Origin of the sequence: Mesorhizobium sp. CA15 (assembly GCF_020165215.1) — a bacterium.
Lineage (GTDB): Bacteria > Pseudomonadota > Alphaproteobacteria > Rhizobiales > Rhizobiaceae > Mesorhizobium.
In genome coordinates, this window is the sequence record NZ_JAIUHQ010000015.1 from 79,231 (window position 1) to 97,740 (window position 18,510).

Annotated in this window: 18 protein-coding genes and 1 pseudogene; 10 read left to right on the top strand and 9 right to left on the bottom strand. The window is 64.0% G+C overall.

Annotated features, from left to right (window positions below; translation table 11 throughout):
• The first annotated feature begins 153 nt into the window (after positions 1–153).
• Positions 154–822, top strand: a complete 669-nt coding sequence (locus LB515_RS21955) for a TIGR02117 family protein (protein ID WP_224708945.1) — start codon at positions 154–156, stop codon at positions 820–822.
• A 225-nt stretch (positions 823–1,047) separates the two neighbouring features.
• On the opposite strand, the gene LB515_RS21960 is transcribed toward LB515_RS21955, so the two are convergent.
• Positions 1,048–2,280 carry an FAD-dependent monooxygenase gene (locus LB515_RS21960; protein WP_224708946.1) on the bottom strand — a complete coding sequence of 411 codons (1,233 nt, stop codon included), beginning with the start codon at positions 2,278–2,280 and terminating at the stop codon, positions 1,048–1,050.
• 15 nt (positions 2,281–2,295) lie between these two features.
• The gene (locus LB515_RS21965) at positions 2,296–2,541 is read right to left on the bottom strand and encodes a zinc-finger domain-containing protein (RefSeq protein WP_027169907.1); all 246 of its coding nucleotides are present in this window, start codon (positions 2,539–2,541) and stop codon (positions 2,296–2,298) included.
• Between the two features lie 252 nt (positions 2,542–2,793).
• Here LB515_RS21965 and LB515_RS21970 point away from each other — a divergent pair, with 252 nt between their 5' ends.
• A complete protein-coding gene (locus tag LB515_RS21970) occupies positions 2,794–4,989 on the top strand; it encodes an RNA degradosome polyphosphate kinase (RefSeq protein WP_224708947.1) in 2,196 nt (731 codons plus the stop codon).
• Positions 4,986–6,521: an exopolyphosphatase gene (ppx, locus tag LB515_RS21975; protein WP_224708948.1), complete on the top strand. Its 1,536-nt coding sequence runs from the start codon at positions 4,986–4,988 to the stop codon at positions 6,519–6,521. The genes LB515_RS21970 and ppx overlap by 4 nt, the downstream gene beginning before the upstream one ends.
• 24 nt (positions 6,522–6,545) lie before the next feature.
• Here ppx and LB515_RS21980 read toward each other — a convergent pair whose 3' ends face one another.
• The 4 genes from LB515_RS21980 to LB515_RS21995 form a co-directional block, all read right to left on the bottom strand.
• Positions 6,546–6,968: a DoxX family protein gene (locus LB515_RS21980; RefSeq protein WP_224531012.1), complete on the bottom strand. Its 423-nt coding sequence runs from the start codon at positions 6,966–6,968 to the stop codon at positions 6,546–6,548.
• A gap of 140 nt (positions 6,969–7,108) precedes the next feature.
• On the bottom strand, positions 7,109–7,531 hold the full coding sequence (locus tag LB515_RS21985; protein WP_224516145.1) for a DoxX family protein: 423 nt from the start codon (positions 7,529–7,531) through the stop codon (positions 7,109–7,111).
• Positions 7,532–7,742: 211 nt separating this feature from the next.
• Positions 7,743–9,140, bottom strand: coding sequence for a class II fumarate hydratase (gene fumC, locus LB515_RS21990; RefSeq protein WP_224601497.1), 1,398 nt, complete (start codon positions 9,138–9,140; stop codon positions 7,743–7,745).
• Positions 9,141–9,402: 262 nt separating this feature from the next.
• The gene (locus LB515_RS21995) at positions 9,403–9,882 is read right to left on the bottom strand and encodes a cupin domain-containing protein (RefSeq protein WP_224708949.1); all 480 of its coding nucleotides are present in this window, start codon (positions 9,880–9,882) and stop codon (positions 9,403–9,405) included.
• 105 nt (positions 9,883–9,987) lie between these two features.
• Here LB515_RS21995 and LB515_RS22000 point away from each other — a divergent pair, with 105 nt between their 5' ends.
• A complete protein-coding gene (locus LB515_RS22000) occupies positions 9,988–10,959 on the top strand; it encodes a LysR family transcriptional regulator (RefSeq protein ID WP_224708950.1) in 972 nt (323 codons plus the stop codon).
• A 73-nt stretch (positions 10,960–11,032) separates the two neighbouring features.
• Here the strand turns inward: LB515_RS22000 and betI are convergent, their stop codons facing one another.
• Positions 11,033–11,683, bottom strand: a complete 651-nt coding sequence (gene betI / locus LB515_RS22005; RefSeq protein WP_224708951.1) for a choline-responsive transcriptional repressor BetI — start codon at positions 11,681–11,683, stop codon at positions 11,033–11,035.
• 84 nt (positions 11,684–11,767) lie between these two features.
• On the opposite strand from betI, the gene choX reads away from it, so the two are divergent.
• Both choX and LB515_RS22015 read left to right on the top strand, forming a co-directional pair.
• Entirely contained in the window at positions 11,768–12,706 is a 939-nt protein-coding gene (gene choX, locus LB515_RS22010; protein WP_224708952.1) for a choline ABC transporter substrate-binding protein, read from the top strand.
• A complete protein-coding gene (locus LB515_RS22015; protein WP_224708953.1) occupies positions 12,703–13,539 on the top strand; it encodes an alpha/beta fold hydrolase in 837 nt (278 codons plus the stop codon). The genes choX and LB515_RS22015 overlap by 4 nt, the downstream gene beginning before the upstream one ends.
• Here LB515_RS22015 and LB515_RS22020 read toward each other — a convergent pair whose 3' ends face one another.
• Positions 13,540–14,298, bottom strand: coding sequence for an NIPSNAP family protein (locus LB515_RS22020; RefSeq protein ID WP_224708954.1), 759 nt, complete (start codon positions 14,296–14,298; stop codon positions 13,540–13,542).
• Positions 14,299–14,525: 227 nt separating this feature from the next.
• On the opposite strand from LB515_RS22020, the gene LB515_RS22025 reads away from it, so the two are divergent.
• Both LB515_RS22025 and LB515_RS22030 read left to right on the top strand, forming a co-directional pair.
• Positions 14,526–15,173, top strand: coding sequence for a TetR/AcrR family transcriptional regulator (locus LB515_RS22025; protein WP_140840784.1), 648 nt, complete (start codon positions 14,526–14,528; stop codon positions 15,171–15,173).
• Between the two features lie 50 nt (positions 15,174–15,223).
• Complete coding sequence (locus LB515_RS22030; RefSeq protein WP_224708955.1) at positions 15,224–16,348, top strand: metallophosphoesterase; 1,125 nt, start codon at positions 15,224–15,226, stop codon at positions 16,346–16,348.
• 76 nt (positions 16,349–16,424) lie between these two features.
• On the opposite strand, the pseudogene LB515_RS22035 reads toward LB515_RS22030, so the two are convergent.
• Positions 16,425–16,559: pseudogene (locus LB515_RS22035) on the bottom strand (CsbD family protein).
• 164 nt (positions 16,560–16,723) lie between these two features.
• Here LB515_RS22035 and LB515_RS22040 point away from each other — a divergent pair.
• Together LB515_RS22040 and LB515_RS22045 are read left to right on the top strand one after the other, a co-directional pair.
• Entirely contained in the window at positions 16,724–17,383 is a 660-nt protein-coding gene (locus LB515_RS22040) for a glutathione S-transferase family protein (protein WP_224708956.1), read from the top strand.
• A 105-nt stretch (positions 17,384–17,488) separates the two neighbouring features.
• Positions 17,489–18,244: an SDR family NAD(P)-dependent oxidoreductase gene (locus tag LB515_RS22045; protein ID WP_224708957.1), complete on the top strand. Its 756-nt coding sequence runs from the start codon at positions 17,489–17,491 to the stop codon at positions 18,242–18,244.
• The last annotated feature ends 266 nt before the right edge of the window (positions 18,245–18,510 follow it).

Here is an 18,510-nt window from a genome sequence, read left to right on the forward strand (position 1 = left end):
TTAGGAAGCCCGGCTGGAAACAGCCGGGCTTTTTTTGCATTCGGGCGATCGGACAAGGATCGGCTCATTTTTGGTTGACGCTGCGAAATCGTCTAGCCTGATTGTCCAGGTTATCCTGGGGTTGACGCAGACGAGACGGAACGACCGCACCCGATGAGACGAGTCCTGCGATATATGGTGATGCTGTTGGGAGCGGCGGTGCTTGCCGCCGCGCTCGGCACGCTGGTGCCGCGACCGCTCTGGCCGGCGGCATCGGCCGAAGGCGAAGGGACGCGGCACATATTGGTGTTGAAGAACCCGATCCACACCGACATCGCCGTGCCCCTCGATGACGGCGTGCGCCGGCGCTTTGCCTTTCTCGCCGATACCGGCCTGCCGATCGAGGCTCCGGGGGCGCGCTACATCGTCTTCGGCTGGGGCGGCCGCGCCTTCTATCTGGAGACGCCGACCTGGTCGCAATTGAAGACCATACCGGTGCTGAAGGCGCTTACGCTCGACGCCGCGGTGATGCATGTCGATGCTGCGGGGGCTATTCTTGAGCCGCATCCGGATGTCGCCGGTTTTGACATCGATGAGGAACATTTCTCGGCGCTGCTCGACTATATCGCGGCAAGCTTCCGGCAGCGGACGGGCGAGCCCGTGGTCATCGAGGACGCCGGCTATTCCACCTACGACCGGTTCTACGAAGCCGACGGTCATTTCAACGCGCTGGTCGGCTGCAACACCTGGACTGCGGCGGGGCTGCGCACGGCTGGCCTACGAACAGGATGGTGGAATCCGCTACCGGTGTCGTTGTGGTGGTCGCTGAGGCTGCATGATTGAGGGTTGATGGGAATTTGCAAACGCCGCGTTCCGTCACACCCCCTCTGGCCTGCCGGCCATCTCCCCCGCAAGGGGGAAATTAGCTGTCGTGGCTGCTTTCGCCAATCATCAACGTCGCAAGGCGGGAGCCAGCGCCCAAGCTGCCAATCTCCTCCCTTGCGGGGGAGATGCCCGGCAGGGCAGAGGGGGTGCTGTCCCGCCGGCCTATCCAGCTGGTGGCAGACGCTACCGCCGCACAACCTCCCGCTCCTCCCACCCATAGAGCCAGTCCAGGTCCGCCGCGAGCTTTTCCGCCGGTCGCGCCGCCAGCACGAGATTGCGTGTGATCGCCACCGGTCCCCACGCGTGCCAGGCCAGCCGATTGAGAGCGCCGCGTTTCAGCACCTTCTCGACGCGCGGGCGTCTGAGATTTTCCCATATGGCAAGGCCTCGAGCTGGATCGCCGGGGAAGTCGGCAACGAGATTGGCGAGCATAGCGGCGTCCTCGATCCCCATGGCCGCGCCTTGCGCCGCGAACGGCGTCATGGCGTGCGCGGCGTCACCGATCAGTACTACTCCCTCCGCCAGGGTCCAGCGCTGCTGCGCGACCGTGTGGATGGGGAAGGCTGTCCACGGCCCCGCAAGCGCCGCCAGCTCCGCCAGCGCTGCCGCCGTGCCTCGCATGGCAGCCGAAAGGATCGCAGGGTCGGCATGGCCGGACCAGCCTTCGGCAATGCGCTCGCCCTTGGTGAAGGCGGCAAGGTTGACGGCGCTACCCTTGCTCACCGGATAGGCGACCATGTGGAAGCCGGGATGCAGGAAAGTGGTGACGCTGTCGGTGGCTCCGATTTGCATAAAAGCCTGGCCGGCGGCGCTTTGCGCCGTGACCGTCGCGCGCCAGGCGAGCTCGCCCGAAAAGCGGCTTGCCGCAAAGCCGGCCGTCCGGGCAAGCTGGGCGCGAACCGACGACCAGACGCCGTCGGCTGCAACCAGCAAACCGCACGCGACATCCGTCGCTTTGCCGTCGATTTCGACCGTCGCGGTAACGCTTTGCGGGTCGACGGCAATGCCGGTGACGCGCGCGCCGGTGACAAGCGCGATACCGGGCCGTTCCGCCACTGCCGCCATCAGCGCCGCCTGCAGGTCGGCGCGGTGCGCCACGAGATAGGGCGCCCCCCAGCGCTTTTCTGCGGTTTCCCCAAGCGGCACGCGCGCCAGCTCTCGCAGGCTCCTTGCGTCCTTCAGCACCACCGCTCGCGGCCGGATCGCGTTGGGCAGCAGGCGATCGAGCACGCTGAGCCGCCGCAGGATCCGGGTCGCGTTGGGGGAAAGCTGGAGGCCGGCGCCGGCCGCTTCGAGTTGCCTGGCCTGCTCGAACAGTGTTACCGGGAAGTCACGCTCGGCAAAGGCAAGCGCCGCCACGAGCCCGGCAATGCCAGCCCCGGCGATGACGATCTGCCGGGACCTTATTTCAGTCATGGTTGATCGGGGCGATCAGGCGGCCTGGTCGACATAGAGGCAGCCGGCCGGCTGCGTTTCCGTCGCCTTCAGCGACGGTGAATAGCGGTAGAGCGTCGAGCAGTAAGGGCAGACCTTTTCATTGTCGTCGCCCATGTCGAGGAACACATGCGGATGGTCGAAAGGCGGGTTGGCGCCGGTGCACATGAATTCCTTGACGCCGATCTCGATGACCGGATGGCCCGCGTCGTTCTGGAAATGGGGAATGCTGCCGCCTGCCATCGTCGTCTCCAATTGGGTTCGGCCAGTGGGTGTGACCAGTTTGCATCTGGAGCATAACAGGCCAGTTTGCAAGATCGATGAAATCAAACTGTCGCAAAAGGCTGGCAGAGGATAGGTTGAGCCGGTTAAGCGCATGGGGCCGGTGCCGGAGCGATTCCGTGACGATCATGCGTCATAAAGACATGCTAGAGCGTCGTTGAACGGCAGTATGCGGCGCCTCCTGGGAACGGTTGCGGGCAAGAGCAGGAAACCATGAACGAACTGAAGCCTGTGCAGAGCGAGTTCATAACCGTCGAGGCCGCAAGCCCCGACGGCGGCAATCCCGATCGTTTCGTCAACCGCGAATTCTCCTGGCTGCAATTCAACCGCCGCGTGCTGGAGGAATCGCTGAACGAGCATCATCCGCTGCTTGAACGCGTCCGCTTCCTGTCGATTTCTGCCGCCAATCTCGACGAGTTCTTCATGGTTCGCGTCGCCGGCCTTGCCGGCCAGGTCCGCGAGGGCATCGCACTGAAGAGCCCGGACGGCCGCACGCCCGAACAGCAGCTGGAACAATTGTTGCGGGAGGTCGAGCGCCTTCAGGAAGACCAGCAGAAGAGCCTCTCGGCGCTGATGACGCTGCTCAACAAGGAAGGCATCGAGAGCATCACCCGCGACGCGCTGACCAAGGATGAGAAGGCCTGGCTGGAGGAGCATTTCCAGGAACAGGTTTTCCCGGTGCTGACGCCGCTGTCGATCGACCCGGCGCATCCGTTTCCGTTCATCCCCAATCTCGGCTTTTCCATCGCCCTGCAATTGCGCCATCGCAAGAATGGCGAGGAGATGAGCGCGCTGCTGCGCCTGCCGGTGGCGCTCAGGCGTTTCATCCGCCTGCCCGACCGCAAGAACCATGTTCGCTTCATTCCGCTGGAGGAAGTGGTCGGCATCTATATCGGCAAGCTTTTCCCCGGCTACGAGGTCAAAGGCTCCGGCACGTTCCGCATCATCCGCGACAGCGACATCGAGGTCGAGGAAGAGTCGGAAGACCTGGTGCGCCTGTTCGAAACGGCGCTGAAGCGGCGCCGTCGCGGCTCGGTGATCCGCATCGAATTCGACACGCTGATGCCGGCTGCGTTGCGGGACTTCGTCGCCGGCGAGCTCGGCGTGTCGTCGAGCCGAATCAGCGTGCTCACCGGCCCGCTGGCGCTCAACCAGATCTCCGAGATTGTCGCCATTCCGCGCGACGACCTCAAATTCACCCCCTACAATCCGCGCTTTCCCGAGCGCATCCGCGAGCATGGCGGCGACTGCTTCGCCGCCATCCGCGAGAAGGACATCGTCGTCCATCACCCCTACGAGTCCTTCGACGTGGTGGTGCAGTTCCTGCGCCAGGCCGCCGCCGACCCGGAAGTGGTGGCGATCAAGCAGACGCTCTACCGTACCTCTAACGACAGCCCGATCGTGCGCGCGCTGATCGACGCCGCCGAGGCCGGCAAGTCGGTCACGGCACTTGTCGAGCTCAAGGCGCGCTTCGACGAGGAAGCCAACATCCGCTGGGCGCGCGACCTCGAGCGCGCAGGCGTCCAGGTCGTGTTCGGCTTCCTGGAGCTGAAGACCCACGCCAAGATGTCTTTGATCGTGCGCCGCGAGGATGGCCGGCTGCGCAACTACGTGCATCTCGGCACCGGCAACTACCACCCGGTTACCGCCCGTATCTACACCGACCTGTCCTTCTTCACCACCGACCCGACGATCGCGCGCGATGTCGCGCAACTCTTCAATTTCATCACCGGCTATGCCGAGCCCGCCGAGGAGATGCGCCTTGCCGTATCGCCCTTCACGCTCCGCAAGCGCATCCTGAAACACATCTCGGACGAGATCGTTCATGCCCGCGACGGCCGGCCGGCCCGCATCTGGATGAAGATGAACGCGCTGGTCGATCCGACCGTCATCGACGCGCTTTACGACGCCAGCCGCGCCGGCGTCGAGGTCGACCTCGTCGTGCGCGGCATCTGTTGTCTGCGGCCGCAGGTGCCGGGTCTTTCCGAGAACATCAGGGTGAAATCGATCGTCGGCCGCTTTCTTGAGCACAGCCGCATCTTCTGCTTCGGCAACGGCCACGGCCTGCCGTCCGACGAGGCGGTCGTCTACATCTCGTCGGCCGACATGATGCCGCGCAATCTCGACCGCCGCGTCGAGACCCTGGTGCCGATCACCAATCCAACTGTGCATGAACAGGTGCTTGGCCAGATCATGCTGGGCAACATCATGGACAACCAGCAAAGTTTCGACGTATTGGCTGACGGCACCTCCCGGCGCGCTGTGCTGGAGGAGGGCGAGGAGCCGTTCAACGCGCAGGAATATTTCATGACCAATCCGAGCCTCTCCGGGCGGGGCGACGCGCTGAAATCGCATGCGCCCAAGCGCATTGCCCAGTTCAAGCGCCGCAAGAAGAACAGCGCCGCGTGACTGCAGTTTCCCAGGGCCGGCTTCAGGACCGGCGGCCGCTGTCGATCATCGACATCGGATCGAACTCGATTCGCCTTGTCGTCTATGAGGGGCTGGCGCGCTCGCCCACGCTTCTGTTCAACGAGAAGATGCTGGCCGGCCTCGGCCGCGGCATCGTTTCGACGGGCAAGCTCGATCCCGAGGCGGTGACGCGCTCGATGGAGGAATTCCGCCGGTTCCGCGCGCTCTCGGACCAGGCGGGTGCCGAGCACATCTATGTGCTGGCGACAGCCGCCGCGCGCGAGGCGGGCAACGGCCCCGATTTCATCCACCGAGCCGAGGACGTGCTGAAGACCGAGATCCGCGTGCTCACCGGCCGTCAGGAGGCCTATTATTCGGCGCTCGGCGTCATATCCGGTTTCCATCCGGCCAACGGCATCGCCGGCGATCTTGGCGGCGGCAGCCTTGAGCTGATCGACATCAATGGCGAAGCGATGGGCGACGGCATCACGTTGCCGCTCGGCGGCCTGCGCCTGCAGGACATGGCCAGGAACTCGCTCGTGCAGGCCCAAAAGATCGCGCGCCAGGAACTGGCGCGGGCGAAGCTGCTCAAGGGCGGGCAGGGCAGGGTTTTCTACGCAGTCGGCGGCACTTGGCGAAACCTTGCCCGGCTGCACATGGAGATGAACAACTACCCGCTCGGCGTCATGCATCACTACGAGATATCGGCCGACAGCGCGCAGACTTTCCTCAAGCAGGTCGCCCGCAGCGAGGTCGAGAAGGTGAGGGGCATCGAGGGCGTTTCCAAGAACCGCCGCTCGCTCTTACCCTACGGCGCCGTCGTGCTGCAGGAGATCATGTCGGCCATGCAGCCGTCGAAGATCGTCGTCTCGGCGCAGGGCGTGCGCGAGGGTTTCCTCTACTCGCTGCTCGACGCCGCCGAGCAGAAGGCCGACCCGCTGATCTCGGCCGCCGAGGAACTGGCGCTATTGCGCTCGCGCTCGGTGCATCACGCGCACGACCTGGTCGAATGGACCGGCAAGGCGTTCAAGGCCTTCGGCATTGACGAGACGGAAGACGAGGCACGCTACCGCCATGCCGCCTGCCTGCTTGCCGATATCGGCTGGCGCGCGCATCCGGAATATCGCGGCCGGCAGTCGCTCAACATTATCGCGCATGCCTCCTTTATCGGCGTCGACCATCCGGGCCGCGCCTATCTGGCCCTGGCCAACGCCTATCGCCATGACGGCATCTTCAACGACGGCATCGCTCCCGAGATCAAAGCGCTGGCGCCGCCGCGCCTTCTGGAACGCGCCCGCGTGCTGGCGGCGATGATGCGTGTGGTCTATCTCCTCACAGCGGCAATGCCGGGCGTCATGCCGAGGCTGAAATGGGAGAGCCGCGGCAACGGAGCGCTCGCGCTGGTACTGCCGGCCTCGCTCGCCGACCTCTATGGCGAGCGTCCTGCCGGCCGGCTGGCGCAGCTCGCGCGCATCACCAACCGGCGTCTGGTGCTGGCGGTCGAGGGCGGACCAAGTGTGTCGGTGAAATAGGCATGTCAGTGAAATAGGGCCGGCTCAGGTCACTTGGGCACCGAGGCCGAAACCGTGCCCGTCAGCCGACCATGCGCCGGCGCCAGCCATGGCGAGCGCCAGGAAGCCGCCGGCAACGGCGATGTCCTTCATCAGCATCTGCTGGTGCAGGAAGGCGAGGGTCGCATCGTCGGCGCCCTGGCCGTAGTGACCGATGAAGCCGGCGGCGATCGAGAAGGCGGCAAGCAGCAGCGCCACGATCCGCGTCTGGAAGCCGACCAGGATCAGCAATCCGGCGATCAGCTCGAACAGGCCGGTGCCCCAGGCTGCAAGAGTCGGAAGCGGCAGGCCGAGGCCTGCGAAATAGCTGGTCGTGCCGGCGATGTTGGTGAGCGCCTGAAAACCGGAGGGCACGAACAGCGCGGCGAGCAGGAGCCGCGAGACGAGAAGCAATGCGTTGCGGGGCATTGGTCATCTCCCTTGCCGGCATCAGGCCGGCTGCCGGCGCAGTCTACGCCTACAACCGGAAAACGAAAAAGCGATGCGGAAAATTCCGCACCGCTTTCGTTTCAGTTTGGGAGGATTGCTTCAGTATGGGAGGAAAAAGATCAGCCGCGCTTGGCGTCGATCGAATAGGCGCCGGCGCCGGAGGAGGCGAGCAGGATGAAGCCGCCGGTGATGGCGAGGTTCTTGAGGAACTGGATCATCTGCATCTGGTCGGCCCAGCCGGTGTGAGCGACCAGCCCAGTGGCGATCGTGAAGATGGCGAGCACCCAGGCAGCGATCCGGGTCTGGAAGCCGACGAGAATGGCAAGGCCGCCAAGCAGCTCGATCAGCCCAACAACGACGGCCGTTACGGTCGGCACCGGCAGGCCGAGAGCGCCGAAATAGCCGGCGGTGCCGGAAATCGCTGTGAGCTTGCCGAAGCCGGAAAGCAGGAAGATGACGGCAAGCAGGACGCGACCCAACAGGATCGTCGTGGAGCTGCTGGATGTTGCGCCGTTGCCGGCGACGGAAGAGTTGATGGACATGGCGGTTCTCCGAACGGTTGAATGGCCCGTCAGATAAACGATAGAGACTGTTCACCAGAAGCCGCCTATGTGGCGACACATTGTTCACAGAATCTTCATTCTTACATTGCCCCGGCGGGCGCGAAATTCATGTCGCGAGAATCGGCAGTGGGAGCAAATTCTCCCACTGCAAAATGGCTCGTCCGCTTCTTCCTAAGAAGAGATGCAATCGTCAGCCCGGATGCGTCATATCCTCCGGCCGCACCAGCCGATCGTAATCGGCTTCGCTGACCAGCCCGGTGGCCAAGGCTTCCTCGCGCAAGGTCGTGCCGTTCTTGTGCGCGGTCTTGGCGATCTTGGCGGCGTTGTCGTAGCCGATGGTCGGCGCCAACGCCGTCACCAGCATCAGCGAGCGCTCGAGCGCCGCCTTGATGTTGTCCTCGCGCGCCTCGATGCCGACCACGCAATTGTCTGTGAAGGAAACGGAAGCATCGGCAAGCAGCTGCACCGACTGCAGGAAATTATACGCCATCAGCGGGTTGTAGACATTGAGCTCGAAATGGCCCTGGCTGCCGGCGAAGGCAAGTGCAGCATTGTTGCCGAACACCTGCACGCAGACCTGCGTCAGCGCCTCGCACTGGGTCGGGTTGACCTTGCCCGGCATGATCGAGGAGCCCGGCTCGTTTTCCGGCAGCGAGAGCTCGCCGAGGCCCGACCGCGGGCCGGAGCCGAGCAGGCGGATGTCGTTGGCGATCTTGAACAGCGCCGCGGCCGCAGCGTTGATGGCACCATGCGAGAACACCATGGAATCATGCGCCGCCAACGCCTCGAACTTGTTCGGGGCAGTGACGAAGGCGATGCCGGTGATGGCGGCGATACGGTCCGCCACCTTTTCCGCGAAGCCGACCGGCGCGTTGAGCCCTGTGCCGACGGCGGTGCCGCCCTGGGCCAGTTCCTGCAGGCCGGGCAGCGTGAGCTCGATGCGCTTGATCGAGGAGGCGACCTGCGCGGCATAGCCGGAAAATTCCTGGCCGAGCGTCAGCGGCGTGGCGTCCTGCGTGTGCGTGCGGCCGATCTTGATGATGTGGTTGAAGGCGCGGGCCTTGGCGTCGAGCGCCTTGTGCAGGTGGTGCAGGGCAGGGATCAGGTGATGCGCGACCCGCTCGGCGCAGGCGATATGCATGGCCGTCGGATAGGTGTCGTTGGACGACTGGCTCATATTGACGTGGTCGTTCGGATGCACCGGCTTCTTCGAGCCCATCACCCCGCCGAGCATCTCGATCGCCCGGTTGGAGATCACCTCGTTGGCATTCATGTTGGACTGCGTGCCCGAGCCCGTCTGCCAAACCACCAGCGGGAAATGATCGTTAAGCTTGCCGTCGATCACTTCCTGCGCCGCCTCGACGATCGCTTTGCCGATGACCGGATCGAGCCGTTTCATCTCCATGTTCACTTCGGCCGCGGCGCGCTTGACGATGCCGAGCGCGCGCACGATAGAAGCCGGCTGTTTTTCCCAGCCGATCTTGAAATTGCCCAGCGAACGCTGCGCCTGCGCGCCCCAATAGCGGTCGGCCGCCACCTCTATGGGGCCGAACGTATCGGTTTCGGTTCTGGTCTTTTCAGCGCTCACGGCAAGTCTCCGATCTGTCGATTTGGGCAACGGCGTATCGCGTTGCACAAAGGGCATCAAGCGGAGATTGCGGGCGGGAAAGATGCAAATCGGTTGAAGGGCGCGCCTCTTCCTTCTCCCCTTGTGGGAGAAGGTGTCGCCGAAGGCGACGGATGAGGGGTGTTCCAGGGAAAGCCAGCGTCTCACTCCGCTGGAACACCCCTCATCCGTCTCGGCGCTATCGCGCCGATCCACCTTCTCCCACAAGGGGAGAAGGAAAGGCTCACCCCAGCGGCGGCCCGACAATATCGATGCCGTTCTCGGCGCACAGGCTCGTCAACACCTCAATCATCTCCGGCGTCGGCGCTGCCGCCGGCGGCAGTTCGGCTCGCTCCGCAGGGCGACTAGCCTTGCGCACCATCGTCTCGAAATCCGAACCGCGCGTGACGGTGAGCGTATGGGCGCCTTCGAGAGACTCGACCTTGTAAGTGTGCGGCAGCCCTTTCGGAGCGAGCACCGTTTCGCCGGCGCCGGCAAGCCGCTCGCGGCCGTCGACGACAAAACGTATCCGGCCTTCGAGGATATGAAACACCTCGTCCTCATTGCGGTGCACGTGCAGCGGCGCGGAATCGCCGTAGGGCTGGCGGTGCTCGATGATGCAGATGCCGTCCTCGCCGTCGGCTGACGAAACCTGGATGGCAACGAGCGTGTTGTTGAACCAGAGGAGTTCCTTGCCTGCGATCGTCGTGTTGATCATTGTCATCATTGCTCTCCCTTGTTGAGTGCCGACAAAGCGGCTTCGACGGCGACCTAAGCAAGGACGAGCCGGTGATGGAAATCGAATGATCGTATGGGGCGGATTGATGCGATGAATTTGAACGCGCTCGACCTCAATCTGGTGAGGGTGCTCGACGCGCTGCTGCGCGAGAAGAGCGTGACGCGCGCCGGCGAGCAGATCGGCCTCAGCCAGCCGGCTGTGAGTGCCGCGCTCAACCGCCTGCGCCATGCGCTCAACGACCAGCTCTTCGTGCGCCGCGGCAACGACATGGTGCCGACGCCTCGCGCCGAAAGCCTGGCGGAGCCGGTGCGCGCGGCGCTGCGCGAGATCGAGCGCGCCTTTCAGCCGGCGACCGATTTCGATCCGGCAAGGCTGGAACGGACCTTCACCTTCATGGGCGCGGATTTCTTCTCCATGCTTCTTATGCCGCCCTTCGCCGCGCGTGTTGCGGCGGTGGCGCCCGGCGTATCGTTCCGTTTCCTCGACAGCGCCATCGGCGACGTCTCGAAGCTGTTGCAGGACGATCGGATCGACCTTGCGCTGGAGCGCCCGCTGGAGGTCGCGGAGTGGGTCTCAAGCGTGGCGCTGTTCGGCTCGCCCTTCGCCATTGTCGCGGCGAAGGACAATGCAGCGCTCGGCCAGGCCGGCATCGCCGAGGGCGAAGAGGTGCCACTCGACCTCTTCTGCGCGCTGCCGCATGCGCTGCGCTCCATCGATGGATCAATGTCGGGCTTCACCGACGATGCGCTGGGCAGGATGGGCCGGGCGCGTCGCGTCATGCTTGCTTTGCCGCACTTCCAGGCCGTCGCGCTGGCCGTGGCGAATGGGCCTTACCTGGCTGCGGTTCCAACGCAGTTCGCTGTAGCGGCGGCAAAATCCCTGCCGATCGGCATCTATCGGGCGCCGATCCCGATACCATCGCCGGCGGTCAGAATGTACTGGCACGCCCGCCGCGATGATGAGCCACCGCATCGCTGGATCCGCGAGCAGATACTCGATGAGGTGGGAACGCTCGGCTTCAAGGACCGGGACGGCACCGCAAGTGCTCTCCCGGGGGTATAGCTGCCGTTGGAGCGGGAGTGCAGCGCTGAGCAACGCGGACGGTCAAGCGCGGGAGCGATCGCCGGTATGAACCTTATCCGGCTGAGGCTAACCCGACCGGCGCGGGCTGGCGCGGGCCCAGCCGGCCCGCGACGAAATCCTTGACCTGGCGCACGGCCTGCTCGCGCGTGACGCTGCCCGGCTGCAGGCCAAGCCTGAGCCACAGTCCGTCGATCAAAGCGGTGACGCCGAGCACGATTTCTTCGGCCAGTTCGGGCGCAGCGAGGCCACGCAGGCCGGACAAAAGGTTCGAGCGCATGCGCGCGTGGATGACTTTCTGGATGCGCGCCAGCTTCTCGTCGCGCGGCACCTCGGCGCAGAGCGACAGCCATGCGTGGCAAAGCGGCGGCAGGAACAAATGCTCCTCGAAATTGCCTTCGATCACGGCGTCCAGCCGTTCCATCGGCGCTCGCGCCCGCTGAAGCCGGGCGACGACGGCGTGACAGAGCACGGCGTTCGCCTCGCGCATGGCGTGCTCGAAAAGCTCCTGCTTGTTGCGGAAATAATGCAGCACGATGCCCTTCGAGGCGCCGGCCTGGGCTGCGACCTTTTCCAGCGTCGCGCCGGCGATGCCTTCGCGCTCCAGCACTGCGAAGGCCGCCTGCCGCAGTTCCTTGCGGCGTATGTCGCTGAGACGCGTGAGTTTCACCGGACCGATCCATGCATAACGAATCCACGTTGACATTTTCGTCCGCTCAGATCAATGATTGACCAATGGGACAATAAAATGACCACAAGGTCAAAAAAGGATTGGAAGAGGAGAACCGGAATGTTGCGCATGCTTGCGAGAGGCGTCTGTGTCGCAGCGCTAATGGCGGCTTCCCAGGCGGCCGGCGCCGCCGAAGCCGAAGGCTGCAAAGCGGTTCGCATGGCCGAACCCGGCTGGAACGATCTCGCCTTCACCACGGGTGTGGCCAAGGTGCTGCTCCAGGCGCTCGGCTACGAGCCGCAAAGCGAGGTGCTTGGCATCAACGTCATCTATGAAGGCATGAAGAACAAAGACCTCGACCTGTTCCTCGGCTACTGGGATCCTGCGATGGTCACCTACTACGAGCCCTACAAGAAGGACGGTTCGATCGAGAATGTGCGCGTCAACCTGGTCGGCGCCAAATACACCTTCGCCGTGCCGACGTATGTCTGGGACGCCGGCGTCAAGGACCTGTCGGACCTGCACAAATTCGCCGACAAGTTCGGCAAGAAGATGTACGGCATCGAGCCCGGATCCAATCAGCTCATGATGGATGCCATTGCCGATCCGCAATATGGTCTGGATGGCTGGCAGGTGGTCGAATCGAGCGAAGCCGGCATGCTCTCGGAGGTCGGCTACGAGATCAAGGAGAAGCAGTTCATCGTCTTCCAAGGTTGGGCGCCGCACCCGATGAACACGATGTACGACTTCAAGTACCTGACCGGCGGCGACAAGTTCTTCGGCCCGAATTTCGGCGCCGCCACCGTGACCACCCAGGTGCGCAAGGGTTTCCTGCAGGAATGTCCCAACGTCGCGCAGTTCCTGAAGAACCTTGCCTTCGACATCGACATGGAAAATGTCGGTATGGGCTATCTCATCAACGACGGCATGAAGCCGGAGGATGGGGCGCTGAAGTCGATCACCCTGCACAAGGATCGGCTCGATGCGTGGCTCGCCGGCGTCACCACCTTTAACGGCAAGCCCGGCCTTGCCGCGGTCAAGGAAAAGCTCGGACTGTGAGGCCGGCAGCCTTGGAACTGATGGATCAGGAGGCCGAGCAGGCGTCCTGGGCCGGGCGCAAGCGGACCGTCTATATCGGCGGTCTCGACCTTGCCTATGTCGAGATCGCCGGTGCGGAGCCGCCGCTGCTGCTGATTCACGGCTTCACCGACACCAGCCGCAGTTTTTCTCTGCTGACGCCGCATCTTTCCGGGCGCCGGCTGATCATGCCCGATCTGCGTGGCCACGGCGCCTCGAATGCGGGCGAGGGGTGCAGTGTCGTCAATTTCGCTGAGGACATTGCCGGGCTGATCCGGCGCCTGCGGCTCGACCGGCCGGTCGTCGTCGGCCATTCACTGGGTGGCATGGTGTCGATCGCGCTGGCCACACGGCATCCGGAACTGGTCGGCGGGCTGGTGATCCTGGCAAGCGCGCTGATGCCCGGTTTCGAACAGGATCACCAACTGATCGATGAAGTCGCCGCGTTGCGCGATCCGATCTCGCCGGTCGATCCCTTCTATGATTGGTGGCATGCCTGCCGGCCGGGCGTGCCGCGGGCTTTTCTCGCCGGCCTGGCGAAAGACGCGTCCGCGATTCCCGCAGCGCGTTGGCGCGCCATTCTCGAAGAAGTCCGTGGCACCGATCTGACCGCCGCGGCGCGCGCCGTGCAGGCCCCGACGCTGATCATCGCAGGCGGGCGCGATCCGCTTTTTGGCGAAGCGCATCAGCGGGCGATGGCAGGGGCGCTGGCCGGATCGCGCCTGGTGTGGGCACAGGATTGCGGCCACAACCCGCATTGGGAAGATCCGGCCTTTGTCGCCGAGGCAATAGCCGGCATGTTGCCGGCAGTCTGACTATCGCAACAGCGACCGGGCCGTGGGCGTCAGGCGCAACGTCTCGGCCGGCTTTGTGGCAACGGCCGCCATAGTTTCGCGGGCCACCTGCCATGCCGGCGAAGCGGCGAGAGCGGCCTGATGGCCCGCGTGGGCATCGCCATCGTCGAAACCGGTAATGGCGATGAAGACATTTTCGCCGGCCCGCACCGGCAGCCGAGGAAATGTGTTTTCGGAACGCTCGCTGACGAAGGCGCCACGCAGCCGGGCGCCGTTTGCCGCAAGCAGCGGAACCGCCTCAGCCTGGAAGCGTTCGGCAAAGCCGGCCTCAGTGCCTGGTCGCAAATTATGAATCGAAATCTCAACAAAGCCGGCCAACCGGCTCCCATTGCTCATGGTTTCAGCCTCGGTGGCTGTCGGCCGCAGCAACCCTGACAGGTCGAACTCCGCGCCTCGCCAAGCCGGTTTGAGCAGCAACACGTCGTCGGAATCGATCATCGTCGCATTGGCGACATCGCGATGCGCTGCCCAGACCGGGCCGCCATAGAAGGCGCTCAGGGCGTCCTTTCTCGTTTCCATGTCCTCAAAACCGCGCAGCCAGACGAACATGTCGGGGCGGTCGAGATCGCGGAACTGGCCGATGACGGTCATGCCCGTCGCTTCCTGCGTTTCGACGAGCTCCCGCTCGAACAGCGCGATCAGCGTTTCGCGCTGTCCGGGCTTCAGCGTGTATTGCCGAAGCTCGACGACGGGCGAAGCAAGACGGGAAGGTCGGTTCATGGCCAGAATCTCAAAACAGGGTGATCGTCCTGTTTATAAACAGACCGGTTGTCCTGTTTTGTCAATCTGCTATCTTCTTCCCTTCTCCCCCTGTGGGAGAAGGTGGATCGGCGCGTAGCGCCGAGACGGATGAGGGGTGGGTGACGGATCGCCGTCATTGCCAAGCTGGAGCACCCCTCATCCGTCGCCTTCGGCGACACCTTCTCCCACAAGGGGAGAAGGCGGAGATGGCGATAGGCAAAAAGCGCACCAACGATCCGGAAGGCATGCGCCGGCGCGTCCTCGACGTGGCGGAAGGCGCCTTCCAGGCGCGCGGCTATCACGCCTCGAGCCTTGGCGATCTGATGGCGGCGGCCGGTGTCACCGGCGGCGCGCTGCACCACCATTTCCCGACCAAGAAGGCGCTGGCGCTCGCAGTGATCGAGGAACGAGTGGCGGCGGCGGTCCAGGAGACCTGGATCGACCCGATGCTGGCGGCGTCATCGGCCCGCGAAGGCGTGCGGGCCGTGTTCGAGGCGGTGGCTGCGGAGCTAGAGCGACAGGGCTATGTCCGCGGCTGTCCGCTCAACAATCTCGCGCATGAACTGTCGCTGGCCGACGACGAGTTTCGCCTGGCGCTTGCCAAGATTTTCGCCGGCTGGCGGAGGGCGATCGCCGACAAGATCCGAGCCGACCAGCAGGACGGCGGGGAGGGTGGGACCGATCCCGACCGCTTCGCCGCGCTTGCGGTGGCTGCTTATTCCGGCGCCATGTCGATGGCCAAGACATCGCAGGATGCCGGGGTGTTGCTGGAGTGCTTGACGGGGCTGGAAAGCGTGCATCCGTCTTCGGGCGGATTGGCAACGAGACGACGCCGCAGGGTGTTGTTGCGATAAATGCTGTCAGGACAGAGGGAGTCGGTCCGAGGGTGTTTAATCGGGTGACGATGAATCGCTCTTCACCAGCAACCGTTTCGCGCCGCGTCTTCATCGCCGGAGGTCTCGCTGCTGCCGGCGCGCTGCCTCGCGTCGCCTTCGGCCAGACCGGCAGGCGCATCCAGCCGATCGACGCCACTTTCCTCTTCATCGCCGATATTCATGCCTGCCGCATGGCGAACGGGCTCAGTCCCAACTGCCTGCAGGAAGGCAAGACCGATGCAGCACTTCTGCGCAACGTCGCGGCCTTGAACGCGATTGCCGACAAGAAGTGGCCGGCCGAGATCGACGGCGTTGCCACCGGCCTGCATTCGGCCGGCACCCGCATCGGCACGCCGCTCGGCCTCGTCACCGGCGGCGATATCACCGACGATGGCGGCGGCCAGGTCACCGAGCCCAGCGAAGGCACGCAGCTTCTGCAGTTCTCCAAGCGCTATCAGGAAGGTGTCGGGCCGGACCGGATCCACATCCCGGTCTATGTCGGACTCGGCAATCATGATCTCGACCAGAACGGCTCGCCGCCGCACGTCGATTGGTATCGCCGCGAATTGCGCGATTATGTCGAGGTCAACCATCGTCCCGGCGTGTTCTTCAAGCCGCCGGTGCCCGCTACCGAATACGACGTCGATACCGACTGCTATTCCTGGGACTGGGGCGGCCTGCATCTCGTCCAGATGCACCGCTTCGCCGGCGATACCGGCCATGGCGCGCCAAGCAGCCTGCCTTGGCTGAAGCAGGACCTCGCCACTTATGCCGGCGATGGCCGGCCGGTCATCCTGTTCCAGCGTTATGGCTGGGACTCTTTCTCTACGGAGCGCTGGGATCCGCTGAAACGCACCTATGATGACGATGGCTCCGGCCGCCCGCATTGGTGGGGCGAGACCGACCGCCAGGCGCTGGTGACCGCGATCAAGGGCTACAATGTGATTGCCGTCTTCCACGGCCACCAGCACGAAGTGCCGATGATCTACCAGCGTGACGGGCTCGACATCATCAAGCCGAAGGCCGCCTTTTTAGGGGGCTTCGCCTTGGCGCGGGTGACGGCCGGCAACATGGATGTGGCATTGGGCGAGGCGGTCGGCGATCACGGCGAGATCGTCTTCACCAATGCCTTGGCCAAGCAATTCCAGACATGAAAGGCCGCCTCCTGGCTGACTCTTGCGACCAAAACCAGAAGACCTTACGGACCTTATCCACGTCGCCACAGGTCTTCTACACCTTGCCGGCGAGCTTGTCGGCGGCGCTTCAGATCTGGGTTAGCCGGTTGCCGGTGGCCTTGCCGGCCGCCGGCTTGACCGAACCCTTCATTTGCTTGGCAATGCCGGCGACCTGATCCCTGTTCACCATGCGCGCATGTCCTGGGTCTGGATGGGAGCCGGATGCGAGAACCGCATCCGGCAGCCAAACGGACGCAGAGATTTTGGTCCCGCAAGCCGGCGTTGCGACAATGACTTTCGGCTCGAAGGTGAAGCGGCTAGGTTGGCCGCAGCCTGCATGAGGAGAGGTCGGTCTTGGCGGAGTTCACCCTCTATATCGGCAACAAGTGCTTTTCCTCATGGTCGCTGCGGCCATGGGTGGCGATGAAGCACCTGGATATCCCTTTTGAGGAAGGCTTCGTGCGGCTGCGCACGCCCGAGACGGCGGCAAACCTCGCCAAGGTGTCGCCGACCGGCCTCGTGCCGGTCTTGAACCACAATGGAAGGATTGTCTGGGAAACGCTTGCCATCCTTGAATATCTGGCCGATCTCTATCCGGAAAAAAGGCTCTGGCCGACCGATCTCGGCGCCCGTCAACTGGCGCGCTCGGTGGCGACGGAAATGCATTCGGGCTTCCGCGAGGTCCGCTACGGCTGGCCGATGAACCTGCGCCGGCCGAAATCCTATAAGCCGCTCGATGCCGAGGGGGAGGCGCAGCGGGCGAGGATCGAAGCGATCTGGCGCCAGTGCCGCGAGCAATATGGCGAGGGCGGGCCGTTCCTGTTCGGCCATTTCACCGCGGCCGATGCCATGTATGCGCCGGTGGTGACGCGCTTCGACACCTATGGCGGCGAACTGGCGCCCGTCACCCGCGCCTATGTCGACGCGGTCTTGGCGACGCCCGCGATGCGGCACTGGTATGCGGAAGCCGCCAGGGAGCCCTGGCCGGAGCCCGGCCCGCACGAACAGGATTGAGCCCGGGGTCGGCTCGGCAAATTGCGTCGACTGCTCTGATGGGGTCTTCAAGCCCCGGCGGCGCGGCCTATGTGAAGGGGCGGGCCGGGCTCCTGGAGATTTCTCATGACAACCGCCATTTCACCACTCACGGGCAAGGTCGCGCTCGTCACCGGCGCTTCGTCCGGCATCGGCGAGGCCACCGCCGTGGTCCTTGCCGCGGCCGGCGCGAAAGTCGTGGTCGCCGCCCGTCGTGCCGATCGCCTCGAAGCATTGGTTGCGCGCATCGAACAGGCCGATGGCGTCGCGCTCGCCATTGAAGCCGACATCGCCAAGCCCGGCGACATCACCGCGATGGTCGACAAGGTCGTATCCGAATGGGGGCGGCTCGATATCCTCGTCAACAATGCCGGCGTCATGCTGCTTGCTCCTGCGGCCGAAGCCGATCTAGACGACTGGCGCCGGATGATCGAGCTCAACCTTGTCGGCCTGATGGCGACCACCAAGGTGGCGCTGCCGCACCTGAAGGCTTCAAAGGGTCACATCGTCAACGTCTCCTCGGTCGCCGGCCGGGTCGCAAATCCCGGTGCCAGCGGCTATGCGGCGACAAAGTTCGGGGTGGTGGCTTTTTCGGAATCGCTGCGCCGCGAGGTCTATGCCGACAAGGTGCGCGTCACCGTCGTCGAGCCGGGCCTTGTGCGTACCGAACTCGGCGATCATATCACCAACGTGCAATCCAAGGCCGGACTCGAACACCGTCTCGCCACAATGGAAGCGCTGACCGCTGAAGACATTGCGAACGCGATTTTCTATGCTGTCAGCCAGCCGCCAAGGGTCAATGTCAACGAGATACTTATCCGTCCGACCGATCAGGAGCGGTGAACAACAGAAAACGCCTCTCGCGCTTGTTATGGCGCGGGAGGCGCTTTTGCCGTCAACCGTTCTCGATTGCTCGTGAATTGCTGACGGCTTGAGTGAAAACGGCCCGCCACGACATTGGTTCCGCAGCCGACGAATTTTTTGCCCTTTTTGCGGATAGCCCCAACGTCCGCCACGATGTGATAAGGATGCTGCAAGGCCAGGGATGCGGACGTCCGCAATTTAATCCGACGCCAATGTTGCTTTGTGCGTGGTCATGGCCGAAAGAC